Below are 26,340 nucleotides of genomic sequence, written 5' to 3'. Positions count from 1 at the left end.
GAAACCGATTGCAGCGCAGCACCACCCGACGGTAGGCCGACGGCAGCCGCCTACCGCGGGTAGGTGGTGATGGTTTCCCCGGTGACGGGGTCGCGCCAGATGACCGCCCGATCGGCGAGCATGGTGGGGATCAGCAAGCCCATGTGTTTTCGTTGGTGGTCCGGGGTACACAGCGGCATCAGGTTGAATTCCACCGTCCAGCCACCGGTGATCGGATCGCGGTGCACGAACTTCACCAGGTGATCGATCTGGCAGTCACTGGCCGGCCGCCCGCACTGCGGATACCGGCAGGTGCCATCCAATTCGATGATCTTCTCCCGCAACCAGGCCGGGATCCGATATGTCAACGCACCCGGTGGTGGGAGGAGATAGCCGCCGTGTCCGGTCGGGTCGATCGGGGTTGTGGGGAACGGGTCGTCGAGGCGACGCCAGGCCGCCGGTATCCGTTCCAGCGAGGTGGCGGTGCTGATGGTGGGTATGTCCAGGGTGGGAAACTCGGTGACGGTCACCAGCTGTCCCGAATTGATCAGCGTTCGGGCGTGAGCTTCGTCAATCACGCCGAAGTATTCCAGCCGGGCTTCCCGCTGCCCGGACGGATCGGTGATCAACGACAGCGACAACTGCAAATCGTTTTCGGGTTCGGTGTCGGTGTCGGTGTCGGTGTCGGATTCGGTGTTGGGGTGCGCCTCGACGGTATCTGTTGCCGCACAATCAGCGTCGTCACAATCAGCGTCGTCGTCGGTGACCGTCTCGGGATCGTCGGTCGTCTCGGGTTCGGTGGTCTCGTCAGCCTCACCGCGCTCGGCTTCGACATCGCCAGACAGATCAGTCGCGTCGGGGTCGATGTCGAGGTCGGTCAGGCTACTGGGTTCTTCCGGCAGCGGGATCGCGCGCGAGCAGTCACCCCGCCCGCATTCACACGACAGGTACGCGCCGGGTAGTCCTTGGATTTCGGCGAATGCCGCGACCTGCACCTGTCCGCGGCGGCGTGGATCACGTGGGCAGATCCGCTGACTGATCATCTGTGCGATCCGCGCCGCCAGATGCGCACCCATCTCGCCGGGGGCGTAGACGGAGATGCTGCAGTGCGCGTTGGTGTCCCGACGGACCCGCACGTTCTGATCGCGTGCGGCAGCTTCCTCGCGGCGGTCGGCGGCACCGTCGGGATCCAGCGCGATCACCATCTCGGCGACCTGATCCCGCAATGTCGTATCCGCCTGATTACGTCCGGCCAGTTGCAGTGCACGGGTTTCGGCGAACGCACGCACATCGTCATCGGACAGCACGACGATCTCGTCGGCGATGATGCGGATACGTTCCAACGACTGGTCACCGGCCAAGAACGCCGCGGTCACCGTCGGAAGCGTCGACAGCAAGAAACTCAACCTCATCCACGCGGTGGCCTGCGGCACCGACACACCCAGCGCGGCCGACACCTTGCCGGTCGCAGCCTTGTCGACGCCACCGGTGGTGTGCACGTTGGTCTGATGACCCGACAGCAGCATCTCGTCGTACACGGCGTACCCGACCCGCGCCGCCGACAGCACCTTCCGGGCGATCACCTGCCGTTCCTGGCGTTGCAACGATCGGGCCAGAGCGGTGGCCTGCTCGACAGGAAGGTGATCGATCAAGGCCGCGTCGTCGGCGGTCATCGACAGTTCCGGCGCGGTAGTCGTGCGAATTGTGGTGTCGGCCATGATGTTCACCCCCTCTGCTCGGTCGCTCCAACTGAACTGACTCAAGTGTAGCGACGACCACCGACAAGTTTCTTCGGCGCGGAAGCGTTTGGGGGTGAACGCTGTCCGCGTCAGCAGATCTGTGTTCGGTTGGCGGCAGGATGGTTTCGCTGTCGGGCTGCGGATTCTCGACACGATCCTCCGTTTCGACGGAGCTCAACGCGGCGGCTATCGCTCCGGACCGACTCGACCGACGGAAAGGCCGGCTCGGCCGGCGGGACAGGTGGATCGGCCCGCTCATCCTCAGAGCTTGAGCATGCCTTCGGAAAGCTGCCTACAAATCCGCATGCCAGGACCAGACGGGTCTGCGGGATCTGGGAATCCCCACTCGCAAAGACCCTGTTCAAGTACCGACGAACGGCATCTGAAAGTCGTCGGCGACCAGGGTCCTCTGGCCGATCGATCGGGCAGGAAGAAACCTTAGGGAGCGCCGCCACTGATACTGGCCTTGTGGAGCCGATCGGGAGCCGCTACGAACCGCTCGACCGGCCATCTCGTCGCAGACACTCTGGGCGTCTTCGAGAACGTCTGGGTGACGGACGGAGCCGCCGAGCTGACGAAGTTCGTGCCACACCGCAAGGCGACCCCCGCCCGATACCGCTCGAGAAGGGTCACGCCCCGCCCGACTCCGAACCGGCCGCCACCAACCCGCGCCGACGCATCAACGGACCGATCTGCGGCGTATGACCGATCAGATGCTCATGCGCCACAAGTGGATCCACGCTGTCGCCGCGCGACAACGTCGAGTCGGCGAAGCGTTTGCCGTTGTTGCGTAGCAAGCCGCCCTCGGCGAGGAACCACTGTTCGGTCTCGGCGTCGAGAACCTCGGACCAGATGTAGGAGTAGTAACCGGCCGAGTAGCCGCCACCGAAGATGTGGTTGAAGTAGGCGCTGCGGTACCGCGGTGGGATCAACTCGGTACCCACACCGGCCTCACGTAATGCGGTGGCCTCGAACACCTCCACATCGTCGACGGCCGCGGCCTGCTCGACGGAAAGCCGATGCCAGGCCAGGTCGAGGGCAGAGGCAGCCAGGTATTCGATGGTGCCGTGCGCGGTGTCGGCGCCCGCGTTCGCGCGCGCCGCGTCCGCGAGTTCTGTCGGGATGGATTCTCCGGTCTCGTAGTGGCGTGCATAGTTCGCCAGGACGTCGGGATGCAATGCCCACATCTCGTTGACCTGCGACGGGAATTCGACAAAGTCCCTGGGCACCGACGTTCCCGACTGCGAGGGATAGTCCACCGCCGACAGCAGCCCGTGCAGTGCGTGGCCGAATTCGTGGAACAGGGTGGTGAGCTGATCGATACTCAGTAGTGCCGGTGAATCCCCGTCCGGCTTGGGCACATTGAGCACGTTGACGATGATCGGCTGGGTTGCCAGGATCGTCGACTGATCGACGATGTTGCTCATCCATGCCCCGCCCCGCTTGGACGGCCGCGCGAAGTAGTCACCGAGGAATAACCCGATGCTCGTGCCGTGCTCGTCGAAGACCTCCCACACGCGGACGTCGGGATGGTAGGCGTGCAGATCGGGTCGTTCGGTGAAGCTCAGTCCGTAGAGCTTGCCCGCCGCGTAGAACACCCCGCGGGTGATCACGGTGTCGAGTTCGCAGTAGTCGGCGAAGGCATCGAGGTCGATCTCCGACGACGACCGCCGCTGTCGTGCAAGCCAATACGTGACGTCGGCGGCCCCGATCTTCGCATTGGGGTCGACCGAACGCGCGAACTCGGTCAGGGTGGTGAGTTCGGCACCACCGGCACGCATCGCAGCCGTGATCAGTTCGCCGAGAAGATCATCGACGGCCGCCGGATTCGGTGCCGTCTGTTCGGCGATGACGTACCCCGCATGATCGCGGTACCCGAGCAACTCGGCACGCCGCGCCCGCAGGCGCACGATCTCCAGAACGGTCTCGCGCGTATCGAAGTCATTGCCACGCGAACACCGACCGACCGATGCGTCGAACACCCGCTGCCGCGTGCCGGCATCACCCAACTCGGTCAGCACCGACTGACTGGTCGGGAGTTCCAACGTCAGAAGGTAACCCGATTCGTGGCCGGCGTCCGCCGCGGCACGGCGGGCCGAGGCGATCGCTCCCTTCGTCATCCCCGCGAGTTCCGCGACGTCGGTGACGAGGACCGCCGAATCGTTGGTGTCGTCAAGGATCTTCTGCGAGAACGTGGTGCTCAGATACGCCAGACGCGACGAGATCTGACGCATCTCATCCTGCTCGGTCCCGTTGAGTCCGGCGCCCGCCCGCACCGCGTCGCGGTAACGAGTATCGAGCAGCCGCCGCTGCGCCTCGGTCAGGCCGAGATCGTCGGCCTTCTCGTGCAGAGATGAGATCCGTTTGAACAGTTCCGGATTCATCGCGATGGAGTTCGCATGATCGGTCAGCCGGGTCGAGAGCTCCTGCGAGATCTCGTTGCGCTTCGGATTCGTATCCGGGCCGACGAGATTGAAGAAGATTCCCGAGGCCCGCGCCAGGTCGCGGCCGGAGAACTCCAGCGCCTCGATGGTGTTGGCGAAGGTGGGCGCCACCGGGTTGCCGGCAATCTCGGCGATCTCGTCGAGATGCGTGGCCATCGCCTCACCGAACGCCGGCAGAAAATCGTCGTCGGTGATCGACGCGAAGTCCGGTAATCCGTGCGGCAGATCGCTATGGGCGAGAACAGGGTTGACTGCAGGTCCGGCTGAGGTCATCACTTCCCCTTCGGTTTGTCACCCATCGAGTCGGTCGACAACGCCGCAACGAACGCCTCCTGCGGCACATCCACGCGACCGATGGTCTTCATGCGCTTCTTGCCTTCCTTCTGCTTCTCGAGCAGCTTGCGCTTGCGGCTGATGTCGCCGCCGTAACACTTGGCGAGCACGTCCTTGCGGATTGCCCGGATATTCTCGCGCGCAATGATCTTCGAGCCGATGGCGGCCTGCACCGGCACCTCGAACTGCTGCCGCGGGATGAGTTCCTTGAGTTTGGTGGCCATCTTGTTGCCGTAAGTGAACGCCGCGTCGCGGTGCACGATGGCACTGAATGCGTCGACCGCCTCACCCTGCAGCAGGATGTCGACCTTCACCAGGTCGGCCTCCTGCTCACCGGCCTCCTCGTAGTCGAGGCTGGCATAACCGCGTGTCCGCGATTTCAGCGAGTCGAAGAAGTCGAAGATGATCTCGGCCATCGGCATCGTGTACCGCATCTCGACGCGGGTTTCCGACAGGTAATCCATCCCGCCCAGTTCACCACGCCGCGACTGACACAGTTCCATGATCGCGCCGATGAACTCACTCGGTGCGATGATGGTGGTCTTGACGATGGGCTCGAAGATGTTGCGGGCCTTGCCGTCCGGCCAGTCCGACGGATTGGTCACGACGTGCTCTTCGCCGTCCTCCATGACCACCCGATAAACGACGTTGGGGGCAGTGGAGATCAGGTTCAGGTCGAACTCACGCTCGAGGCGTTCCCGGGTGATCTCCATGTGCAGCAAACCCAGGAAACCGCAACGGAATCCGAACCCCAGCGCCACGGAGGTCTCTGGCTCGTAGGTGAGTGCGGCGTCATTGAGTTGCAGCTTGTCCAAGGCGTCGCGAAGCACCGGATAGTCCGATCCGTCCACCGGGTACAGACCCGAGTAGACCATCGGACGCGGTTCCCGGTAGCCGGTCAGCGGCTCGGTGGCGCCGTGCCGGGCGGTGGTCACCGTGTCACCGACCTTGGACTGACGCACGTCCTTCACGCCGGTGATGAGGTAACCGACCTCGCCGACGCCGAGTCCCTTGGACGGTTTCGGCTCCGGCGAGACGATGCCCACCTCGAGCAGTTCGTGGGTGGCGCCGGTCGACATCATCGCGATCTTCTCGCGGGGCACGATCTTGCCGTCGACCACACGCACGTAGGTGACCACGCCCCGGTAGGTGTCGTAGACGGAGTCGAAGATCATCGCGCGGGCCGGGGCGTCGGGATCACCCTGCGGCGCCGGTACCTGCCGGATCACCTCGTCGAGCAACTCCGGGACACCCGCACCGGTCTTGCCGGACACCCGCAGCACCTCGTCGGGTTCGCATCCGATGATGTGCGCGATCTCGCCGGCGTACCGGTCGGGGTCGGCGGCGGGCAGGTCGATCTTGTTGAGCACCGGGATGATGGTGAGGTCGTTCTCCATCGCCAGGTACAGATTGGCCAGGGTCTGCGCCTCGATCCCCTGGGCCGCGTCGACGAGCAGCACCGCACCCTCGCATGCCTCGAGCGCCCGCGACACCTCGTAGGTGAAGTCGACGTGGCCGGGGGTGTCGATGAGGTGCAGGACGTAGTCGTCGTCGCCGACCTTCCAGGGCAGCCGGACGTTCTGCGCCTTGATGGTGATGCCGCGTTCCCGCTCGATGTCCATCCGGTCGAGGTACTGGGCACGCATCTCACGTTCCTCGACGACGCCGGTCAACTGCAGCATGCGGTCGGCCAGCGTCGACTTGCCATGGTCGATGTGGGCGATGATGCAGAAGTTCCGGATCTGCGCGGGATTGGTGAAGGTGGTGTCGGCGAAACTGGGGATGTCACTCACTCCTTGGACGGCGGGCCGGGACACCGGCACATATCACCTCTGAGTTTCTCACGCCGCCACCCGTCCCAGCGAACTCGACGCCACTCACTGCCCCTCAGCCTTGACAGGCGTACACCGAGAACGCAGCGGTGGCGGTACGGTTCACGCCCCGTCGGGTGGCGTGAGGTCCGCCATGACGACGACGAGCGGATCGACTTCGACGACCGCGGACAATTCCCTCGACCCACTGAATTAAGTTGGCTGGCATGATCACCGAGTCCCGCTCCGCCGACGGCGTCGTCGCCGATGTGCACCGACCCGACACCGAACCGATCGGCGTCGTGATCCTCGCCCACGGCGCCGGCGGCAATCGTGACGCGAAGATCCTGCACGCCTACGCCGACGAGTTCTGCCGCCGCGGCTATGCGGTGGCGCGAATCGACCTGCCGTATCGGCAACGACGACCCAAGGGCCCACCGAGTCCGTCGACGGCCGCCGCCGACCGCGACGGCATCCGCGCGGCGATCACACTGCTGCGCGACGAGGCGTCCGGGCCGCTCGTCGTCGGTGGGCACTCCTACGGCGGACGCCAGGCGTCGATGGTGATCGCCGAGGACGGCGGCGGCGCGGACCTGTTGCTCCTCAGCAGCTACCCGTTGCATCCGCCCGGCAAACCCGAACGGGCCCGTACCGAGCACCTGCCCGACATCAGCGTCCCGACGGTGATCGTGCACGGCTCGACCGACCCGTTCGCCACCACCGACGAGATCACCGCCGCCATCGCACTGATCGGTGCGCCGCACCGACTCGTCGAGATCGACAAGGCCGGGCACGACCTCAAACCCGACCGCAAGCCCACCGCTCCCCTGGCCGCCGACGCGGTCGCCGACCTGCTCACCGGAGGAACCCGATGACCCCGACGCCGCAATACCGGCCCACTGCCGACCTCGCGCGCCACGTCGTCTACGCCCCTGACATCGACGGCGCAGCCGACCCGGGCGAAATCGTGTGGACGTGGGTGGTGTACGAGGACGACCCGCATCAGGGCAAGGACCGGCCGGTCCTGGTGATGGGCCGCACCGCCCGCGCCGACGCCGACGCCGACGACATGCTGCTCGGGCTGATGTTGTCGAGCCGGGACCGCCGGCGCGACGACGAGAACTGGATGGAACTCGGCAGCGGCACATGGGATGCCGAGGGCCGCGACAGTTTCGTCCGCCTCGACCGCATCATCCTCGTCGCCGAAACCGGCATCCGTCGCGAGGGCGCGATCCTCGAGCGCGCGCGCTTCGATCGCATCGCCGCCCGGCTGCGCAGCGAATACGGCTGGGCCTGAGCACGGCCGGCCCTGAGGGCCCGCGGCTCAGGCCAGTCGGGTGATCTCTACGACGACGTCGAGATCGGTGGCCTGACCACCGGTGTAGATGCCCTTGAGCGGCGACACGTCGGAGTAGTCGCGTCCGACACCCACCGACACATGCTGTTCGCTGATCGGGGTGTCGTTGGTCGGGTCGTACCCCCACCAACCACCGGTCCATGCCTCGATCCACGCGTGACTCTGGCCCTCGACGGTCTTGTTGATCGCCGCATTCGGTTTCGGATGCAGATAGCCCGAGACGTATCGCGACGGGATGCCCAGGCCACGCAGCATCAGCAGCGTCAGGTGGGCGTAGTCCTGGCACACACCCTTGCGTTCGTTCCACGCGTCGACGGCGGTGGTATGCACGCCGGTGGTGCCCGGAACGTACTCCATCTCCTGGTGGACGTACCGGCAGATCGTTTCCACCGCCTCCTCCGGATCCAGCCCCTTGGTCAGGCGCCGGGCAGTGGCCACCAGCGACCGGTTGCGTGGCACATAGGCGGTGTTGGACAGCATCTCGTCGTAGCGGTCCTCGACCTCCGCGTTGCGGATGCCCTCCCAATCGCGTTTGCGGTCATCATCGGGGCGTTCGCCGGGCTCGGTCTCCACCACCGACATCCCCGACACCTCGAGTTCCTCGTGCGGGGCGTGCAGGTCGAAGGCGGTGACCGCCGACCCCCAGTAGTCGGTGTAGCGGTAGGAACGGGTGGCCGGCACCGTCTCGACACGGTTGACGATGACGTTCTGCCGGTTGTCGCTGCGCGGAGTCAACCGGGCCTCGTTGTACGACGAGGTCACCGGACTCTTGTAGGCGAAGCCCGTCGAATGCACGACCCTCAGTCGCCAGCTCACAGTTCACTCTCCTCGATGACGTGCTCTTCGCCGTCGCTCACCCGGGCATCGGCCCACGACACATACGGCGACACATGGAAGTACTGGCCGGTGACGGCTTCGTTGACCGCTCGGCAGGTGTCCTGCAGGTCGAGCAGACGGTCCTGTAATCCGTCGAGCAGATCACCCGGCTCCAGGAATTCCAGCGAGCTACGCGCCCGACCCAGCAACAGCACCGCCTCGGCCTGGGCGCCGGTGCGGCTGGGGCCCTTCTCCAGGTCGGCGAGGTTGTGTTCGGCAACCGACAGCGCATGGAACACCGACCTCGGGAACAGGCGATCGAGCAACATGAACTCGACGATGTTCTCGGCGTTGAGCACGCCTCGGTAGGTGCGCAGGAAGGTGTCGTGGGCACCCGCCGACACCAGCACGTTGACCCACGCGGGCGAACCGGCCCGGTCACCGGCACGGGCCAGCAGCATGCGGATGGTCATGTCGACGCGTTCCACCGACCTCCCCAGCAGCAGATAGCGGTAGCCGTCGTCGTGGCTGAGGGTCGCGTCGGCCAGGCCGGCGAACATCGCGGCACGATTCTTGACGTAGCTGAGGAACTCGTGCGGACCGAGGCGCCGGGCCCGGCGCTCGGAGTCGGCGAGGCCGTTGTACGTGGTGTTGAGGCACTCCCACATCTCGCTGGAGGTGACCTCCCGGGCGCCGCGGGCATTCTCGCGGGCCGACCGGATCAGATCGACGATCGATCCGACGGCATCCTTGTTGTAGACGACCCGCTCGGTCAGCGCCCACACGTCGAGGTCGTCGTCGACGTCGGGAACCTCGAGACCGAGGACCTTGATCACCAGGCGCACATGTTCGTCGACATCGGCCGTGGTGTACTCGAGCAGCTGATGAATCGCCACGTCGAGAATGCGGGCCATGTCGTCGGCTCGTTCGACGTACCGTCCGATCCAGTAGAGCGACTCGGCGTTACGCGCGAGCATCATCGGAGATCACCGCCTTGTCGGGAACGCTTCTGCGACTGGGATTGGGATTGGGACTGCGACTGGGATTGCGGGTGACCCTGCCCCGACTGCTGTTGTTGCTGCGTCTGCTGGAGCAGCGGATCCGGGGCACTCTCGGCCGGACGTGCCGCGGCCACCCCCCGCTTGCTGACGACCTTCACCCCGGCGAGTTCACGCTCCCCCTCGGAGCTGCGTGAGGCCAGCACCCAGGTGTCCTTGGATCCACCGCCCTGGCTGGAGTTGACCACCAGCGACCCCTCCGGCAGGGCGACTCGGGTCAACCCGCCGGGCAGCACCCACACCGACTCGCCGTCGTTGACCGCGAAGGGCCGCAGATCCACGTGCCGCGGGCTGAGCTGATCGCCGGCCTTCGTCGGCACCGTCGACAACTGCACCACCGGCTGCGCGATCCAGCCGCGCGGATCGTTGCGGACCTTGCGTGCCAGGGTGTCGAGTTCGGCCTTGGTGGCGTCGGGACCGAAGACGATCCCGTATCCGCCGGAACCCTCCACCGGCTTGACGACGAGTTCGTCGATGCGATCGAGAACCTCCTCGCATTCCTCGGGCAACCAGCACCGCAGGGTGTCGACGTTGGAGATGATCGGTTTCTCACCGAGGTAATAGTCGATGATCTCGGGCACATAGGTGTAGATCAGTTTGTCGTCGCCGACGCCGTTGCCGACCGCCGAGGAGATCACCACGTTGCCCGCCCGTGCCGCGTTGAGCAGGCCTGCCACGCCGAGCATCGAATCCGGACGGAACTGCATCGGGTCGAGGAAGTCGTCGTCGATGCGTCGGTAGATCACGTCGACGCGTTGCTCACCCTCGGTGGTGCGCATGTAGACGACGTTGTCGCGACAGAACAGGTCTCGGCCTTCGACGAGTTCGACGCCCATGAGCCGGGCGAGCAGCGAATGCTCGAAGTAGGCCGAGTTGGCCACACCCGGGGTGAGCACGACGATGTTGGGATCGGCCTCGTTGAAGGCCGCCGACGCGCGCAGGGCGCGCAGCAGGTGGCCGGGGTAGTCGGCGACGGCCCGGACCCGGTGGGAGGAGAACAGGTCGGGGAAGACCCGGGCCATGGTGCGCCGGTTCTCCATGACGTAGGACACGCCCGAGGGTGATCTCAGGTTGTCCTCGAGCACCCGGAAGTCGCCGTTGGCATCGCGGATCAGGTCGATTCCGGCGACGTGGATACGAACGCCGTTGGGCGGGCGGATGTTTGCAGCCTGCCGATGGAAATGTTCACACGAGTGCACCAGGCGTTTGGGCAGCACGCCGTCACGCAGGATCTCCTGCTCGCCGTAGATGTCGTCGAGAAACAGTTCCAGTGCCTGCACCCGCTGGGTGATCCCGGCCTCGAGTTTGGACCACTCCGATGCCGAAATCACGCGTGGCACAACATCCAACGGGAAGGGACGTTCCTTTCCCGACAGCGAGAAGGTGACGCCCTGATCGATGAAGGCGCGTCCGAGCGCGTCGATACGCGCGTCGATGTCGGCGCGTTCGGATTGCGCCATGACCTTGAAGATGCCGCGGTAGGCCGGGCGGACCTCGCCGTCGGCGTCGAACATCTCGTCAAAGGCCCGGCCGAACGACTTGGCATTCTCATATCCCGCGAAAATCCCTGTTGCCGTGGGCTTTTCGGATACCTTGACCGATTTCGACCGACCGCCCCGCCCATTCGACGCCGACTTGGCATCCGCGGACTTCGGGGTGGAGGCCTTTCCGGCGGCAGTCTTGCGCGCCTTCTTGGCCGACGAATCAGTCGATGTAGGGCTCATGGGTGACATGTTGCCTCAGATCGCCCGACTCGGCATGGTGGTCGGGCCGCGCGTCGCGGCCACCACCACCATCACGCGTCCCGCGAAACCCTCCGCAGGCCGAGCAGGCGTCGTCGGGAGCGCCGCACGACATCCTTCGCCCGCGTGCGCAGACGCCGCGCCTCGACCGGGATCGGCATGACCTTGATCACCTCGGCCAACGTGTCCAGTGCCACATCGAGGACCTCGTCGGTGGACGGTTCGACCGTCGCCGGGTCGACGTCACGGCTCACCCCGAGATCGGTGATGCTGCCGACCACCCGGTATCCGGCCGAGGTGATCGCGGCGGTCATCGCCTGGGCCTGGTTGGCCGCCCACACCCGGTGTGATGCCGACAGTCCCTGCGCCGGCCCACGGGGTTGAGCGCCCATGATCTGCGCGACGACGATCTTCTTGACGATGTTCTCGTAGCGCTGCCACTCGATGTCCTCGGGCTGCAGCCGCAGGTTGAGCGCGCGGACGCAATCCGCCTGCGCGGCCGACAACGACAGGTTCAGCTCGGCCACCTCAACGGTCAACGGGTCGGGATCGACGCCGAGGACACCCAGGAATCGCTCCCACAGGCCGTCACCTGCCACCCCGCGGGTGCGTGGCACCGTCACCACGTGGACCCGATCGCCGCCGACCTGCGCGGCCCATCGCGCCAGGATCGCGACGTAGTCCTGGAATTCCCAGAAGGGTTCCTCCTCGACCGCCACACCGGCGGGCAGGTCGGCGGGAGCGGGTTGCCCCGGCCCCGGCCGCGAATGCGCACGCACCGACTCGACGAACTCGGTGAACGAGGCCCGGCGCTGATTCTTCACATTCTCCTGCCACGACGACGGAAGCTGGCGGGCGAGGTCACGAACGGTGGCGATCACGTGCACCTCGTCGGCGAAGGACACGTCGTCGAGCAGGGTCGCGATCTGTGCCTCGTTGGCCGTCGAAAACAACTCGTGAGAGATCAACGACGACCCCGGCCACGCCTTCATCTGAGCGACCATCGTCGGCCAGACGTCGGCGAACGCCGGATCGACCCAGTCCAGATACCGCTCGGGCTGCAGATGAACGGCGGCGTGGAAGTGATCAGCCATCGAGTTGCCCGGATACAGCAGTCCGGACTCCCGCAGCGCGAGGTCACGGTTACGCCAGAGCCGGTTCTGCACATGGGTGGTGCCGGTCTTGGGAAGTCCTACATGGATGTATACAACTGACATGATGGGAGTCACCGTAGCGGTGATTCCCCTACGTTCACTGTGCACCGCCCCGGAGGTGCTCCCGCGACGATTTGGGTGCGCCGGTTTCCGGCTGGTAAACTCGATCGCTGTCGCAGTGTCGATCCGGACCGTCCCTGGCCACCGTATCCGACCTGCTCGGGGCTGGACCCGGACGCGGCGCGCGAGCGCAACTCCGGAACCCGCCGACGAAGACCAGACACCGAACGACCAACAACACCGAACGAACAGACGAGGTAGACACGCGTGGCAAACATCAAGTCGCAGATCAAGCGTAACCGGACCAACGAGGTCCGCCGTCAGCGCAACCAGTCGGTGCGCTCGTCGCTGCGTACCGCCATCCGCGGATTCCGCGAGGCCGTCGACGCCGGCGACAAGGACAAGGCCGGCGAGCTCCTCGCCAGCACCAGCCGCAAGCTGGACAAGGCTGCCGGCAAGGGCGTCATCCACGCCAACCAGGCCGCCAACAAGAAGTCGGCGATGGCGCTGGCTCTCAACAAGCTCTGATCCTCGACTGAGCCGACAACGGCCCGCAGCGCGCCCCAACCGAGCGGCAGCGCCGGGACGTTGACACGCACCTTCCACCCCGGTGACTCCCACGCGGTCACCGGGGTGGAGTGCGTGGTGGCGCCACGACATGTCGACGCGACGCCGAGTACTGGAGCAGGTCGGGCGACGATGCGCCGGAATTCGCCTCGCTCAGCCGGCGCGGCGCCGGCCACCCGGACGCAGCGAGGCCACCCGCGCCACGGCGTCCGTCAGTGCGAAGTCCGCGTCGGCAGCCTGACCCTTCACATCCCCGTTGAGGCCGGCCACCACGACCACCGCCGCGGCGATCGACTCCGAATCCCACGCCCGGCCCTGCGCCTGGGCGTTCTTCACGCGTTTCGGTGACATGCCGAGTTCGGCGGCCGCGGAGGCGTCGACGTTGCCCAGGGCCCGGACCCGGGCGATGGCGTGCACGGCCTCGGCGAGCGCATCGGCGAGGAGCACGCGGGGGACACCGTGATGCATCGCCCAGGCCAACGACTCCAGCGCTCCCGACCGATCCCCCGCCACGGCCTTGTCGGCCACCTCGAATCCCGTCACCTCCGGCCGGCCCTGGTAGTACAGACGCACCGAGTCCTCGTCGACCTTGCCGCCGGTGTCGGCCACCAACTGACTGCACGCCGCGGCCAGTTCTCGAAGCTGAGCCCCCACCGACTCGACGATCAATTCCACGACGTCGTTGGACACCCGCACCCCCAGGGTGCGGAACTCGTTGCGTACGAAGGCAATCCGCTCCGACGGCCACCGGGGCGCGACACATTCGTGTTCGACGGCACCGGCCTTGCGCAGATCGCCGGCCAACGCCTTGGCCCGGCCGCCGCCGGTGTGGATCACCAGCAGGGTGATGCCGCCGGGCAGAGCGCGTGCCGTCTCGGCGATCAGCGCGGCCGGTTGTTTCCCCGCCTCGGCGGCGGACTCGATCACCACGATCCGCTCGTCGGCGAACAAAGACGGACTGAGCAGTTCGGCCAGCTCGGGACCGGTGACATCGCCGGCCCGCACCCGGGTCACGGGCACGTCGACCCCACTCGCCGCCGAGCGTTCGGCGGCGACGGCGTCGACGACGCGGCCGGTCAGGAAATCGTCGTCGCCAGTGAGCAGATGCAGACGTTCGGTCACGGCGCCCATCGTGCCAGACCGCGCCGACACCGGGCGAGGGCTCCTCGCCCCACCGCAACGCCATGCGGTGCACCGAACCGGATGAGGACCGCCGCCACCACCGTGGCCACCCCGACCCACAGCGCGCCCATCGCGCCGTCGGGCACCTCGAACACCGCCCACCGCAGCCCACCGAGGTGACGCGCGCAGCAGATCAGCCACCACATCTCCGGTGCCATCGTGCGAATCAGGAACTCCGAGACCATGATCGGCAGCCCGTGGTCGACGCCGAAGGCACCGACGACCGCCGCCGACGTGCCCACCAGCCCGATCACCGCCACCACCGGCGCCACCGCCACATTGGCCACCACCGACACCACACTCACGGTCCCCGTCAGATACGCGATCATCGGCGCGGACACGAGTTGCGCGGCGATGGCCATCGCCGCCAGCTCCGCCACCCCGGCCGGAACCCGAATTCGCCGCAGTCCGTCGCGCAATCCCGGCGCCAGCACAACCAGTCCCGCGGTCGCCACCACCGACAGCACGAATCCCGGTTCCCTGGACAACTCCGGCCACCACAACACCGCACCGATCACCGCGGCACCGAGCGCCGGCAACGCCTGCGCGCGCCGCGCCGACAGCACCGCCAGCAGGCCGACGGCGCCCATGATCGCGGCACGCAGCACGCTCGGCGACGGCCGCACCAGAATCACGAATCCGAGGATCGTCACCGCCCCCGCGACGGCGACCACCCGGGGCGAACCACCCGCGAGCCGCACGGCCACGATCACCACACCCACCACCAGCGAGAAGTTGGCGCCGGAGACGGCCGTGAGATGGAGCAGTCCGGCGGCGCGGAAGTCCTCCCGCAGATCCTCGGACACCGCGCTCTCGTCGCCGAGGACGAGCCCGGGAAACAGTCCCGACGCGTCGGGGGCCAACGCACGGGACGCGCTCTGCTGCAGACGGTTCCTGATGTGGGAAGCGGCCCGCTGCAGCGGCGGCGGACGGCCGAGGAGGTGGGGCGCTCCGACCGCGTCAAGTCGGGCCACCGACAGGGTGGCGGGGCGGGGTGGACGCACCGAGACCACCACCTGCAACCGCTGTCCGGGCACCAGCCCCACCCAGTCCTCGGTTCGTCCGGTGAGTTCGGCACTCGCCCGCCGGACCGGCCGACGGGCCAGGGTCTCGATCTCGACCCGGGCCCGGATCCGTCCCGCCGCCGCCGGACCGAACGCGGTCGGATCCTCACGCAGCGTGATCACCATCGTCGTCTTGCCGTGCACGTCGGTGACGGGGTGACGATCGGACACTTCCAACCGCAACGCGATGGCAGTCGCGGCGCTCACCGCCAGTCCCGCACAGATCACCACGGGGCCGACGAGATCCCACCGCAGGGTCCCGGACCACCACAGCCCGGCCATCACGACCCCGCCGACCGCGGCGATCACGGCCACCGTCATCGCTCCGGCCGGCGAACACGACAGGCAGAGCGCCGTCACCGCCCAGACCACCACCGCGGGCCCCACCAACCGCGCATCCGCGTCCCGCATTCACACGGTGACCAGATCGCGCAGCTTGGCCAGGCGGGCCGGACCGATTCCGTCGACCTCGCCGAGCTGATCCACCGAAGAGAATCCCCCACTGCGGCTGCGCCACTCGATGATTGCCTTGGCGGTCACCGGCCCGACACCCGGCAACGCATCCAATTCGGTTTCCGACGCCGTGTTCAGATTGACCAGCCCACCACCGGACGCCGTCGCACCCGACCCACCCGCGCCGGAGCCCGGTGCCCCGCTTGATGCGGTCCCGGAATCCGTTGCGCTCGAAGCGGTTCCCGCACCCGACACGACAGCACTGCGCATCGTCATCCGCCCTTCCGGCCCGGCATACCCGACCAGCACCTGATCGCCGTCCCGCAGCACCTGAGCCAGATTGAGCGACACGGTGTCGGCACCCGGGCGCGCACCGCCCGCGGCTGCGATCGCATCGGCCACCCGGGCCGAGGACCGCAGCGTCACCAGTCCCGGACGGTGGACGAGCCCGACGACGCTGACCACCAGGGTGGCCGTCGGCGTCGGCGGTGCCACCACCTCCGAGGATGCCGAGGCGCCCGGTGACGCCGGCGCCGGTGCCGGCGGTGAACTCGCCCCCGGTGCCGGGAAGTCCACGGCCGGGGCCGCTTCCGATGTCCGAAGAAGTCCGAATCCTGCTGCGGCACAGGCGATGATGCCGATCAGAATGATGGCGATGGCCGCCGGGGGCGCCACCGCGAACCGCCGCGCCGGCGGATCGCCGTCCGGCTCGTCATCGTCGTCCCGCCCGTCGGGATCATCGAGGTCACCGATCCCGAAACCGGTCGGACCGGGCGACGACGACAACGGCGGCGACGACAACGGCGACGACGAACGAGGCGATCCGCCGGCCGGGGTCAGCCAGGCCGGCGTCGCCACCTCGGGCCACCCGTCGCCATCACCGCCCGGGCCGGGCCCCGCGTCACCATCCACATCTTCCTCGGTGGAATCATGTTCGGGCGCAACATATTCTGGAGGAACATACTCTGGAGGCACGTACTCTGGAGGCACATGGTCGGGCTCGCCGTGGTCCGGTGCACGATGATCCGGAACGGGGGAATCCGCATCGCCCGGGTCGGGGCCGTCACCTCCGGGCGCTGCGCGGCCGACCACCTGCCGGGCGGGGACCGCGGCCAATCGATCCAGCGCGGATCGGCGTCGAGGGTTGCGGTGTCCGCCATCGCCGCCCGATCGAGGGATCTGTGCCGAATCGCTCATGGCGACGACGGTAGGAGATCACCCTCGCCCCGATCGTGCGCATTCGCCCGGCCCGCCCGATCCTGTGGACGCAGGCCCGATTGTGGACAGTCGCTCGTCGCGCAACGCGGCGCCGTCGGCGTCAGGACAGGTCGTCGGCGCCCACGATCGGGTCGAGATGGCTGGTCAATACCACCCCGACCGCGCCCGGCCCGATGTGGCTGCCGAGGATCGGTCCCAGATCGACGGTCAGCTGAGATGTCACCCCGCGGAGTCGACCGCGCAGGGTCTCGGCGACCTCGGCCGCGAGGTCGGGCGCCTGACAGTGCTGGATACCGAGGGTCATCGGGCGGCCGTCGGCGAACTCGACGGCGGCGTCGACCATCCGCGACATCGCCTTCGAGAAGGTACGCTGCCTCTCCCGCAGGACCAGCAGGCCGTCGTCGATCGCCAGGATCGGTTTGATCGACAGGGCCGATCCCAGCAGTTTGCTGGCCGCGCTGATCCGTCCGCTGTTGCGCAGATTGTCGAGATTCTGCACACAGATCATCGACTCCGTCACCGACGCCTGCCGGATCGCGGCCTCGTACACCCGGTCGCGATCGTCACCGGCCGCGGCCCCCTGAGCGGCCCCGATGGCCGCGAACCCCAGTCCCAGCCCCACCGCACGCGAGTCCACCACCCGGATCTGCCCGGGATACTCCTCGGCCGCCAACCGCGCCGCACTCCAGGTGCCGGACAAGCGCCGCGACATCATCACCGCCACCACACCGTCACCTGCGCCGGCGTCCACCGCCCGGCCGAATACCTCGGTCAACTCCCGCGGATTGGCACCCGAGGTGGTCACCCCGGCACGGGTGATCAGGTCGTCGGGGATGTCGTCGACGCCCTCCCGGAAATCGTCGCCGTCGAGCGCCAAATGCAACGGCACCACCGAGATCCGGTAGTGATCGGCCACCGCTTGCGGGATCCGCGACGAGGAATCTGTGACGACAACGACAGGCACCCGTCTACGGTAGCCGGTGCATCCACATCCGCTGTCGACGGTGCAGATCACCGCGGCACCCCCGGACATGACGCACCCGCCTCATCGGCGGAGTGCGGTCTCCGCGACCGCGGCGACGGCGTCGGCGATCTGACGATGGCAGTCGAAGCCCCAGTGGATGCCGTCCGGATTCATCTCGGCCGCCGGATCGGCGAAGGCATCACGGGTGATCGGATGGAGATCGACGATCGGCAAGTCATGCTCACGAGCCCACCGTCGCATCGCCGCGGTCGTCGGGATGCGCCCCGAATGCACGTGCCCGTAGTACGGGCTGCGATGCGTCGACGGCAGACACACGACGATGGGCAGATCGGGCCGCAGGTGGGACAGTGCCGCACGCGCCTTCTCGAGGTACTCGACGGTGACACGCGGCGGCAACGCCATCGGCCACCCCGCGCGCGACGCCCGCGGTTGCACCCACTGATAGCCGTCACGCACGACCTGCCGCAAGCGCGCCGGGCGCACATAGCGGATCTGCTCCCGCAGCGCCGTCGGCAGCGGCGACGGCAGACTGTCCATGCCACCCACCGCCAAGATCGCCACCCGGGCGCTCGGGACCGCCGCCCAGATGTTCGGGTCCTGCGTCAAAGCCCACCAGATGTCACGACTGGTCCAGCCGACCCGACCGAACAGGCGGGTCCGCAAGCCGAGCCGTCGCCCCACGATCGACGGCCAGATGCGCTCGTCGTCGGCGGGCAGCCCACCGGCAGGACCGTAATACGCCAAGGAATCCGACAGCACCAACAGCCCGGGCTCCCCGACCGGACCCGTCCGCCGCTCCCCCGTCGACACCGACGTCACTGGATCGCCGAATCGGCCACCTCGGCCGAGGCATTCCAGACATCCAGACGCCACTTCGGCGGTTCACCCGCCGGGCCGTGCCCCGACAGCTGCACCCAGCTCGTGTTGGCCAGGCCGCCGAGCACCGGCCACCGCGCCACCGGCAGATCCAGCAACGCCGCTGTCAACGCCGCGATGATCCCACCGTGGGCAACCAGCACCACCGGACCCTCGCCCGACTCACCGGTACCCCAATCCTGCGCTGCCGCAACCAGTTCGGCCACCACCGGCACCGACCGGGCCGCCACGTCGACGCGACTCTCCCCACCCGGCGGACGCCACGTCGCATCGTCACGCCACACCGCACGCGCACCCGGCATCGCCGCATCGACCTCCAGATGCGTCATCCCCTGCCAGTCACCGAGATGGGTTTCACGCAACCGCTCGTCGGTGCTCACGTCCAGCCCCGTCGCCCGCGCCAACGCCTCCGCCGTGTCCCGGGCACGACGCAGATCCGACGACCGGATGCTGATCGGATTCTTCTCGGCGAGAGCCGAGGCGACCGTTTTCGCCTGCTGCACACCGAGTTCGGACAAATCAGTGTCCAACTGTCCCTGCATCCGGCTCGTCGCGTTGTACCCGGTCTGGCCGTGCCGCAACAGAATCAACCGACGCACCACCGGCGTGAGCCGTTCGACCGAGGTATCCCCCTGGTCGGGGTCGCCGCTCACTGTCCGGAACCGATCTCGGGGTCGGATACCTCGGTATCGGACACCCCGGGGTCGGACACCTCGGTATCGGACTCGGCGGTATCGGACTCGGCGGTATCGGACTCAGCGGTGATCTCGACCGTCGGACAGTCCTTCCACAACGCCTCGAGCGCATAGAACGCACGCTCGTCGCTGTGCTGGATGTGGACCACCACATCGATGTAATCCAAGAGTGCCCAACGACCTTCGCGGGTACCCTCGCGGCGCACCGGTTGATATCCCGCCTCGCGCATCTTGTCCTCGACCTCGTCGGTGATCGCATTGACCTGCCGCTCATTGTCGGCGGATGCGATCACGAACAGGTCGGTGATGACGAGTTGCTCGGACACATCGATGACCGACACGTCATGGCCGAGTTTGTCCTCGGCCGCCAACGCGGCCACCCGCGCCATCGCCAATGCCTCCGGTGATGCAGTCACACAAGTCCTTTCACTGCGTTGCACTCCACTGCCGTCGGTGCCGAACACCCGACGACCGATACCTCCGTCACGGCGCCGACACCCTCGGCGAATTATTCCGGAGCGGACGGTACAACCGACGTTTCGCGATGTATTGCACCACACCATCGGGCACCAGGTACCACACCGGGCGGCCCTGCGCCGCCCGCTCACGGCACTCCGTCGACGAGATGGCCAGGGCCGGGATCTCCAGCATCTGCAGGGTATCCGGCGGCAACTTCTGCAGGTGCTGGGCCAGATGGCTGGCATTGAGCTCATATCCGGGGCGAGACACACCCACAAAATTCGCGAGCTCGAACAATTCCTCCCAGTTCTGCCAGCCCAGAATCGACTCCAACGCGTCCGCACCGGTGATGAAGTACAACTCGGCATCGGGCAGGATCGCCCGCAGATCACGCAAGGTGTCGACCGTGTAGGTGAAACCCTCCCGATCGATGTCCACACGACTCACCGAGAACCGCGGATTCGACGCCGTGGCGATCACCGTCATCAGATACCGATCCTCGGCGGGACTCACCGACCGGCTGTGATCATCCTCGCCGGACGCCGTCGCAGCGCCCTCAGACCCATCGGCCCCGCTCGCTCCGCTCCCGGCGTCGGCCACACTCGACCCGCTCGCTCCGCTCCCGGCGTCGGCCACACTCGACCCGCTCGCTCCGCTCCCGGCGTCGGCCACCTTCTGCCACGGCCGCCCCGTCGGCACGAAGATCACCTCATGCAGCGAGAACCGGTGCGCGACCTCACTGGCGGCCACCAGGTGACCGTTGTGGATGGGATCAAACGTCCCACCCATCACACCGATACGACGGCGCACCTGCGGGCGGTCGGAGGACATGAAGGGTCAGTCTAGCCGGTCGGGCGGCGCGAGCCGCCGATCAAGGCGCTCATACCGGCAGCAACTCGCCGATCACCTTCGCCAACTGCGTGGCGTTGCGGCACTCGAACATGTCGATGACCTCGGCATACTCATCGGCGGCGGAGTCGCCGGTGCCCCAGTCGCGCCCCTCCTCCGGGTTGAGCCAGTACGCATGGCGGGCCCGTTCCACCAGCTGTGCCAGCAACTCCACCCGCGCGAACCCGAAGTTGGTGCGGGCATCACCGAGGATCAGCAACGCGCCACGATGGGTCAACGAATCGGCGTACTCGTCGACGAACCCGCGCAACATGTTCCCGTAGTCGGAGTGGCCGTCGCGGGTGATCAGCCGGGCGGTCGAGATCATCCGGTGCATCGCCGCCTTCGCGTCACCACCGAAGCCGACATCGGCGTCGTTGCGCGGGTCGAAGAGATCGGTCACCTCGTCGACGGTGTCGATGAAGGCGAACACCCGCACCTTGGAGAACTGCTGACGCAGCGCGTACACGAGATTGAGGGTGAACTGCGAGAACCCCGCCACCGACCCCGACACGTCACAGATCACGATCAGCTCGGGCTTGCCGGGCCGCGGTTTGCGGTGCCGCAGGTCGATCGGCACTCCCCCGGTCGACATCGACGCACGCAACGTCGACCGCACATCCACCGCACCCCGATGGGCGCGTCGACGACGGATCTCCAGACGAGACGCCAACAACCGCGCCAGCGGATCGATCGTCCGACGCAACTGCGCCTGCTCCCTGGCACCCGCGGTGAGGAAGGTGATGTTCTCCGGCAACGACGGCACCGCATACTGCCCGACCCGTTCACGACCATTGCGGCCGGCCATCCGACGCTGCGTCTCCCGCTCGATCGCGGCCCGCACCGCAGCCGCCCGATCCCGCGCGGCGCGACGGAACATCGGTTCGGTACCGACCTCGAGATCGGCCGGGGCCCCACCGGCCATGGCCGCCGCGATCCGCGCGATCAGGGTCTGCGGATCGATGGACGACAACGCCTGATACGCCGAATATGCTTGACCCCGAACCGATTCGTACCGCCCGAGCTGCTCGACGATCTCGGCGACCATCGCATCGAGACGGCCGTCGGAGTCGGCCTCCGGATCGGCGAGCAACGCCGCCAGCGCATCCCGCGTGGCCGCGATGTCGACCTCACCGTCCTCGGTGGTCGGCAACTCGTCGACGACAGTCCGCGCACCGGGTGCGGCGGGGAACCACAGATCGAAGAGCCGATCGAAGGCCGGACGATGCAGATGATCGTCGAGCAGGGTGGCGGCCAGGCCCTCGCGCAGACTGGTGCGGTCGAGCAGGTCGAGCACCTCCACCGCGCGCGCCGCATCGATCAGATTCGACGGACCCACCACCATCCCGCGGCGACGCAACTCGTCCACGAAGCCCGTCAGATGCGCGATGAACGGCGCGGTCTGCACCTCGACACCCATCACCGCCTCCGATCCCGAGGTGTCACCCCAGTTTGAGTTCTTTGATCGCTGTCGTCAGATCCGGCCGATGCTTGAGCACCACGCCCAGGGTCCGCGCGATCAGTCCGTTGTCCAGACCCCGCCCGGACGGGGCACCCTCGACGCCGTCACCGACACCGAGGGCCAGCAGCGTGTTCGCCCAATCGATGGTCTCGGCGACCGACGGCTTCTTGCGGATGTCGAGAGTGCGCAGCACGCCGACGACGCGCACCAGTTCCGCCGCCAGCGAAGCCGACAGCGCAGGCACCCGGGACGCCAGAATTTCCTTCTCCCGCTTGGCATCCGGGAAATCGATGTAGAGATACAGGCAGCGACGTTTGAGAGCCTCCGACAACTCACGGGTGGCATTGGAGGTCAGCAACACCACCGGACGTCGCGCCGCGACCACCGTCCCCATCTCCGGGATCGTGACGGCGAAATCGCTCAGCACCTCCAGCAGCAGACCTTCCATGTCCACGTCGGCCTTGTCGATCTCGTCGATCAACAGCACCGTCGCCCCCGGCCGTGAGATCGCGGTCAGCAGCGGCCGCGGCAACAGGAACTCCTCGGAGAAGATGTCGGTCTTCGCCTCGGCCCAGTCACGGGTGCCGGTGGCCTGGATGTGCAGGATCTGCTTGGCGTGATTCCACTCGTAGAGCGCGCGGGCCTCGTCGATACCCTCGTAGCACTGCAGGCGCACCAACTCGGCGTCGGTCGCCGCCGCGATGGCGCGGGCGAGTTCGGTCTTGCCGACGCCGGCCGGCCCCTCCACCAGCAGCGGCTTGCCTAGCCGGTCGGCCAGGAAGGTGGCGGTGGCCGTCGCGTCGTCGGCGAGATACCCGGTGTCGCGCAGCCGGGCGGCCACATCGGGAACGCCGGAAAACGACGGCTGCACAGACGATTCGGTGGCAGTCATGACGTCGACTCCCCTCACGCCGGCCGGATGTGGCCGTCGCCCCACACGACCCACTTGGTGGAGGTCAGCTCCGACAGCCCCATCGGCCCTCGGGCATGCAGCTTCTGCGTGGAGATACCGATCTCGGCGCCGAAGCCGAACTGCTCACCATCGGTGAACGCGGTCGACGCGTTGACCATCACTGCGGCCGCATCCACCCGGTCGGTGAACTCTTGTGCCGCAGCCAGATCCGTGGTGATGATCGCCTCGGTGTGTCCGGTGCCGTAGGTGTCGATGTGATTGATCGCGGCGTCGATGTCGTCAACGACCTTCATCGCGATATCCAGGGACAGGTACTCCTCCGCCCAGTCGGTGTCGTCGGCGGGTTCCATGTCCGCCTCGTCGCCGTGGATCACCACCCCCTGCGACCGCAGGGCCTGGGTGATCTTCGGCATCGCCTCGGCCGCGATCGCCTTGTCGATGAGCACGGTCTCGGCGGCATTGCAGACGCTCGGCCGCCGCGTCTTGGCGTTGAGGACGATACGTGTCGCGACGTCGACGTCGGCGAGAGCGTGAACGTATACGTGGCAGTTGCCGGTGCCGGTCTCGATCGTGGGCACCGTGGCACCCGCCACCACCGCCTGGATCAGACCCGCACCGCCGCGCGGGATCACCACGTCGACGAGCCCGCGGGCGCGGATCAGTGCGGTGACGCTGGACCGATCCTCGCTGGGCAGCAACGCCACCGCATCCGGGGTCACCCCGTTGTCGCGCAACACCTCCCGCAGGATGCGCACCAGTTCGGCGTTCGACGACGCCGCCGACGACGATCCGCGCAGCAGCACCGCGTTGCCGGATTTGAAGGCGATGCCGAAGGCGTCGACGGTGACGTTGGGCCGCGCTTCGTAGACGATGCCGACCACACCGAGCGGTACGCGTTCCTGACGCAACCGCAGCCCGTTGGGCAGGGTCTTGCCGGCGATCACCTCACCGATCGGATCCGGTAGAGCCGCCACCTGCCGCAGTCCACCGGCGATGCCCGCGACGCGTTCGGGCGTCAGGCGCAGCCGGTCCAGGAGACTGTCCTCCATACCGAATTCCTGCCCGCGCTCGAGGTCGTCGGCATTGGCGGCGACGATCGACTCGGTGGCCGCCTCGATCGCATCGGCAGCGGCGATCAACACTTCGTTCTTGGCGATAGTGGTCAGGCGGCCCAGCGATCGTGACGCGGACTTGGCGGCCTTGGCCAGCGCGGTGACCGCCAGCTCGACGTCGGTGTCGGCGGGGCTCACGGCGGGTGCGCTCATCGGTTCCTCCCGGGGGATCTCGCACGGTCGGGCGCGGACTATGTCGACCACCAGACTACGTGCGGTGTGCCCCTCACCCAACGACGACCCCGACTCCCACATTCCGGTGTCCGCACGCGATCGGGTCAGTCCTGCACCCGAAAGACCCGGCTGTGCCATCCGGTGGCGCCGTCGGGGATGGGCGGCACCCGATCCTCCGGTTGAGTGGCACCGGTGGCGTCGGTGGCCCGGCATTCGACGGTGTGCAGTCCCGGTGCGGCGTCCCACTCCCAGGACCATTGCCGCCACGTGTCGGTGGAGTACTCGCGGGCGAGTCTCGCCGTCTGCCACGGTCCGCCGTCGACGCGGACCTCGACCCGACGCACCCCGCGATGCTGTGCCCATGCGGTACCGGCGACGACCACCGGGCCGGGCGGCAGGACCGCCAGCGGGGCCGGCCGGTCGATGCGGGAGGCGGTCTTGATCGGCGCCCGCACGCCCCACCCGCGTCGCGTCCAGTAGGCCTGCGCCTGATCGAAGCGCGTGATCTCCCAGTCGACCACCCACTTGCATGCCGAGACGTAGCCGTAGAGGCCGGGAATCACCTGCCGCACCGGATAGCCGTGTTCCAACGGCAACGGCTCACCGTTGAGTCCGATCGCCAGCATCGCGTCACGACCGTCACGGACCGCCGACAGCGGGGTGCCGCCCGTCCACCCGTCCACGCTCGTCGACAACAGCATGTCGGCGTCCGGGTGGATCCCGGCCCGCTCCAGCAGCGGCCGCATCGCGTACCCCAGCCAGCGACCGTTACCCGCCAGGTCTCCGCCCACCTCGTTGGAGACACACGTCAGGGTCACGATTCGCTCCATCGCCGGTAGTGCGGTGAGGTCCTCCCACGTCAGTGTCACCTCCTCGTCGACCATGCCGTGAATCCGCAGCGACCACTCGTCGGTGGTCAGCGACGGCACCGCGAGCGCGGTGTCGATGCGGTAGAAGTCCGCGGCCGATGTGAGGAAAGGGGTGGTGCCCGGCACACCGATGTCGACGCCGTCTCCGATCGGCGGCGCCGGGTCGGCTGCGCCGGGCAGTCGTAGTCTCATCCGTTCGGCCATCGCGCCACCGGCGGCCGAGATCGCGCGTACCGCATACTCGGTTGCCGCGATGGCCCCGGCCAGTACCACCGCCACGCCGAGGAATCGGCGCCGCGACCATCCGGCGGCAATCCTCGGATGCCCGCCACAAGGGTCATCACCGGTGTCGTGCCCGGCCGCATCCCGCGCAGACCGGATCGCCGACCGGCCGAACAGCACCAGGACCACCGCACAGACCACCCCCGAGATCAGCGGCGGCAGCACATAGAGCCAGGTGCCGGCGGGACGCAGTACTCCGGCGGTCACTCCGACCGCGGTGAAGGCGACCACCAACCCCACCGCCACAAGCGGAGCGCGGGGGTACACCAGACCGGCGACGGCGGACAGCACGACGACGGCCGCACCGACGCCGATCAGCAGCGCGATCTTGTCGTGCACCCCGAACGTGTCGATGGCCCACTCGCGGGCGAACGCGGGTGCGTGGTCGACCAGCAGCGCCCCCACCACGCTGATCGGCGCGGCCCGCGGCGCGATCAGGGCCGCGAACAGATCCCCGACCGCCAGCCCCGCGCCCACCGCCAGGACACCGGCCACCGCGGCGCGTGGCCGGCTCACCTGTCCGGCCGCCGGCCGGTCGTGCTGCGTGCCGTGCACATCGAGTTGTCGGGTCATGCCCGGGCATTCGACCGCCGACACGACTCGGATGGGTCGGGCGCCGGGCCGGCGAGCAGGGCGTCGATTTCGGGC

General features: G+C 67.6%; 22 protein-coding genes. 3 read left to right on the top strand and 19 right to left on the bottom strand.

Annotation, left to right across the window (positions count from 1 at the left end):
• Nucleotides 1-50: 50 nt before the first annotated feature.
• The 3 genes from ACWETB_RS13465 to lepA form a co-directional block, all read right to left on the bottom strand.
• A complete protein-coding gene (locus ACWETB_RS13465; RefSeq protein ID WP_452211589.1) occupies nt 51-1,697 on the bottom strand; it encodes an HNH endonuclease in 1,647 nt (548 codons plus the stop codon).
• Nucleotides 1,698-2,347: 650 nt separating this feature from the next.
• Nucleotides 2,348-4,435 carry a M3 family metallopeptidase gene (locus ACWETB_RS13460; RefSeq protein ID WP_449743830.1) on the bottom strand — a complete coding sequence of 696 codons (2,088 nt, stop codon included), beginning with the start codon at nt 4,433-4,435 and terminating at the stop codon, nt 2,348-2,350.
• Nucleotides 4,435-6,288, bottom strand: coding sequence for a translation elongation factor 4 (lepA, locus tag ACWETB_RS13455; protein WP_348807923.1), 1,854 nt, complete (start codon nt 6,286-6,288; stop codon nt 4,435-4,437). The genes ACWETB_RS13460 and lepA overlap by 1 nt, the downstream gene beginning before the upstream one ends.
• A 245-nt stretch (nt 6,289-6,533) precedes the next feature.
• Here lepA and ACWETB_RS13450 point away from each other — a divergent pair, with 245 nt between their 5' ends.
• Nucleotides 6,534-7,181: an alpha/beta hydrolase family protein gene (locus tag ACWETB_RS13450; RefSeq protein WP_449743831.1), complete on the top strand. Its 648-nt coding sequence runs from the start codon at nt 6,534-6,536 to the stop codon at nt 7,179-7,181.
• Entirely contained in the window at nt 7,178-7,603 is a 426-nt protein-coding gene (locus ACWETB_RS13445; protein WP_348807921.1) for a type II toxin-antitoxin system PemK/MazF family toxin, read from the top strand. Before ACWETB_RS13450 ends, ACWETB_RS13445 begins: the two co-directional genes overlap by 4 nt.
• 27 nt (nt 7,604-7,630) lie before the next feature.
• On the opposite strand, the gene ACWETB_RS13440 is transcribed toward ACWETB_RS13445, so the two are convergent.
• From ACWETB_RS13440 to ACWETB_RS13425, 4 genes are all read right to left on the bottom strand, one after another.
• Nucleotides 7,631-8,479, bottom strand: a complete 849-nt coding sequence (locus ACWETB_RS13440) for a transglutaminase family protein (RefSeq protein ID WP_452211585.1) — start codon at nt 8,477-8,479, stop codon at nt 7,631-7,633.
• Nucleotides 8,476-9,459, bottom strand: a complete 984-nt coding sequence (locus ACWETB_RS13435; protein ID WP_452211583.1) for an alpha-E domain-containing protein — start codon at nt 9,457-9,459, stop codon at nt 8,476-8,478. Before ACWETB_RS13435 ends, ACWETB_RS13440 begins: the two co-directional genes overlap by 4 nt.
• Nucleotides 9,456-11,261, bottom strand: coding sequence for a circularly permuted type 2 ATP-grasp protein (locus ACWETB_RS13430; RefSeq protein ID WP_452211581.1), 1,806 nt, complete (start codon nt 11,259-11,261; stop codon nt 9,456-9,458). The genes ACWETB_RS13435 and ACWETB_RS13430 overlap by 4 nt, the downstream gene beginning before the upstream one ends.
• Before the next feature lie 71 nt (nt 11,262-11,332).
• Nucleotides 11,333-12,496 carry a sulfotransferase family protein gene (locus ACWETB_RS13425; RefSeq protein ID WP_452211579.1) on the bottom strand — a complete coding sequence of 388 codons (1,164 nt, stop codon included), beginning with the start codon at nt 12,494-12,496 and terminating at the stop codon, nt 11,333-11,335.
• Between the two features lie 264 nt (nt 12,497-12,760).
• Between ACWETB_RS13425 and rpsT the strand changes: the two genes are divergently transcribed.
• Entirely contained in the window at nt 12,761-13,021 is a 261-nt protein-coding gene (rpsT, locus tag ACWETB_RS13420; RefSeq protein ID WP_348806724.1) for a 30S ribosomal protein S20, read from the top strand.
• A 192-nt stretch (nt 13,022-13,213) separates the two neighbouring features.
• On the opposite strand, the gene holA is transcribed toward rpsT, so the two are convergent.
• The 12 genes from holA to ACWETB_RS13360 form a co-directional block, all read right to left on the bottom strand.
• On the bottom strand, nt 13,214-14,191 hold the full coding sequence (gene holA, locus ACWETB_RS13415) for a DNA polymerase III subunit delta (RefSeq protein ID WP_452211577.1): 978 nt from the start codon (nt 14,189-14,191) through the stop codon (nt 13,214-13,216).
• Nucleotides 14,179-15,717, bottom strand: a complete 1,539-nt coding sequence (locus tag ACWETB_RS13410) for a ComEC/Rec2 family competence protein (RefSeq protein ID WP_452211575.1) — start codon at nt 15,715-15,717, stop codon at nt 14,179-14,181. The genes holA and ACWETB_RS13410 overlap by 13 nt, the downstream gene beginning before the upstream one ends.
• Nucleotides 15,718-16,671 carry a ComEA family DNA-binding protein gene (locus ACWETB_RS13405; protein ID WP_452211573.1) on the bottom strand — a complete coding sequence of 318 codons (954 nt, stop codon included), beginning with the start codon at nt 16,669-16,671 and terminating at the stop codon, nt 15,718-15,720. It abuts the gene before it with no gap.
• Between the two features lie 406 nt (nt 16,672-17,077).
• Nucleotides 17,078-17,941: a DegV family protein gene (locus ACWETB_RS13400; protein WP_348806721.1), complete on the bottom strand. Its 864-nt coding sequence runs from the start codon at nt 17,939-17,941 to the stop codon at nt 17,078-17,080.
• A gap of 81 nt (nt 17,942-18,022) precedes the next feature.
• A complete protein-coding gene (gene octT / locus ACWETB_RS13395) occupies nt 18,023-18,772 on the bottom strand; it encodes a diglucosylglycerate octanoyltransferase (protein ID WP_452211571.1) in 750 nt (249 codons plus the stop codon).
• A gap of 5 nt (nt 18,773-18,777) precedes the next feature.
• Nucleotides 18,778-19,491, bottom strand: coding sequence for a histidine phosphatase family protein (locus ACWETB_RS13390; RefSeq protein ID WP_452211569.1), 714 nt, complete (start codon nt 19,489-19,491; stop codon nt 18,778-18,780).
• Entirely contained in the window at nt 19,488-19,949 is a 462-nt protein-coding gene (gene rsfS, locus ACWETB_RS13385; protein WP_452211567.1) for a ribosome silencing factor, read from the bottom strand. Before rsfS ends, ACWETB_RS13390 begins: the two co-directional genes overlap by 4 nt.
• 67 nt (nt 19,950-20,016) lie before the next feature.
• Nucleotides 20,017-20,823, bottom strand: coding sequence for a nicotinate-nucleotide adenylyltransferase (nadD, locus tag ACWETB_RS13380; protein WP_452211565.1), 807 nt, complete (start codon nt 20,821-20,823; stop codon nt 20,017-20,019).
• Nucleotides 20,824-20,872: 49 nt separating this feature from the next.
• Nucleotides 20,873-22,300 carry a vWA domain-containing protein gene (locus ACWETB_RS13375; protein ID WP_452211563.1) on the bottom strand — a complete coding sequence of 476 codons (1,428 nt, stop codon included), beginning with the start codon at nt 22,298-22,300 and terminating at the stop codon, nt 20,873-20,875.
• A 22-nt stretch (nt 22,301-22,322) separates the two neighbouring features.
• Entirely contained in the window at nt 22,323-23,234 is a 912-nt protein-coding gene (locus ACWETB_RS13370; RefSeq protein ID WP_452211561.1) for an AAA family ATPase, read from the bottom strand.
• A 14-nt stretch (nt 23,235-23,248) separates the two neighbouring features.
• Nucleotides 23,249-24,520, bottom strand: a complete 1,272-nt coding sequence (locus ACWETB_RS13365; protein WP_452211559.1) for a glutamate-5-semialdehyde dehydrogenase — start codon at nt 24,518-24,520, stop codon at nt 23,249-23,251.
• A 125-nt stretch (nt 24,521-24,645) separates the two neighbouring features.
• Entirely contained in the window at nt 24,646-26,265 is a 1,620-nt protein-coding gene (locus ACWETB_RS13360; RefSeq protein WP_452211557.1) for a molybdopterin-dependent oxidoreductase, read from the bottom strand.
• Nucleotides 26,266-26,340: the final 75 nt, after the last annotated feature.

Source organism: Gordonia sp. NPDC003950, assembly GCF_053605205.1.
This window is presented reverse-complemented; position numbering and strand designations above follow the sequence as displayed.

What these genes read in the sequence shown, in the direction of transcription:
- ACWETB_RS13465 (WP_452211589.1), bottom strand. Translation starts at nt 1,697, where the DNA reads ATGGCCGACACCACAATTCGCACGACTACCGCGCCGGAACTGTCGATG.
- ACWETB_RS13460 (WP_449743830.1), bottom strand. Translation starts at nt 4,435, where the DNA reads ATGACCTCAGCCGGACCTGCAGTCAACCCTGTTCTCGCCCATAGCGAT.
- ACWETB_RS13450 (WP_449743831.1), top strand. Translation starts at nt 6,534, where the DNA reads ATGATCACCGAGTCCCGCTCCGCCGACGGCGTCGTCGCCGATGTGCAC.
- ACWETB_RS13445 (WP_348807921.1), top strand. Translation starts at nt 7,178, where the DNA reads ATGACCCCGACGCCGCAATACCGGCCCACTGCCGACCTCGCGCGCCAC.
- ACWETB_RS13435 (WP_452211583.1), bottom strand. Translation starts at nt 9,459, where the DNA reads ATGATGCTCGCGCGTAACGCCGAGTCGCTCTACTGGATCGGACGGTAC.
- ACWETB_RS13430 (WP_452211581.1), bottom strand. Translation starts at nt 11,261, where the DNA reads ATGAGCCCTACATCGACTGATTCGTCGGCCAAGAAGGCGCGCAAGACT.
- ACWETB_RS13425 (WP_452211579.1), bottom strand. Translation starts at nt 12,496, where the DNA reads ATGTCAGTTGTATACATCCATGTAGGACTTCCCAAGACCGGCACCACC.
- holA (WP_452211577.1), bottom strand. Translation starts at nt 14,191, where the DNA reads ATGGGCGCCGTGACCGAACGTCTGCATCTGCTCACTGGCGACGACGAT.
- ACWETB_RS13410 (WP_452211575.1), bottom strand. Translation starts at nt 15,717, where the DNA reads ATGCGGGACGCGGATGCGCGGTTGGTGGGGCCCGCGGTGGTGGTCTGG.
- nadD (WP_452211565.1), bottom strand. Translation starts at nt 20,823, where the DNA reads ATGTCCTCCGACCGCCCGCAGGTGCGCCGTCGTATCGGTGTGATGGGT.
- ACWETB_RS13375 (WP_452211563.1), bottom strand. Translation starts at nt 22,300, where the DNA reads ATGGGTGTCGAGGTGCAGACCGCGCCGTTCATCGCGCATCTGACGGGC.
- ACWETB_RS13370 (WP_452211561.1), bottom strand. Translation starts at nt 23,234, where the DNA reads ATGACTGCCACCGAATCGTCTGTGCAGCCGTCGTTTTCCGGCGTTCCC.
- ACWETB_RS13365 (WP_452211559.1), bottom strand. Translation starts at nt 24,520, where the DNA reads ATGAGCGCACCCGCCGTGAGCCCCGCCGACACCGACGTCGAGCTGGCG.
- ACWETB_RS13360 (WP_452211557.1), bottom strand. Translation starts at nt 26,265, where the DNA reads ATGACCCGACAACTCGATGTGCACGGCACGCAGCACGACCGGCCGGCG.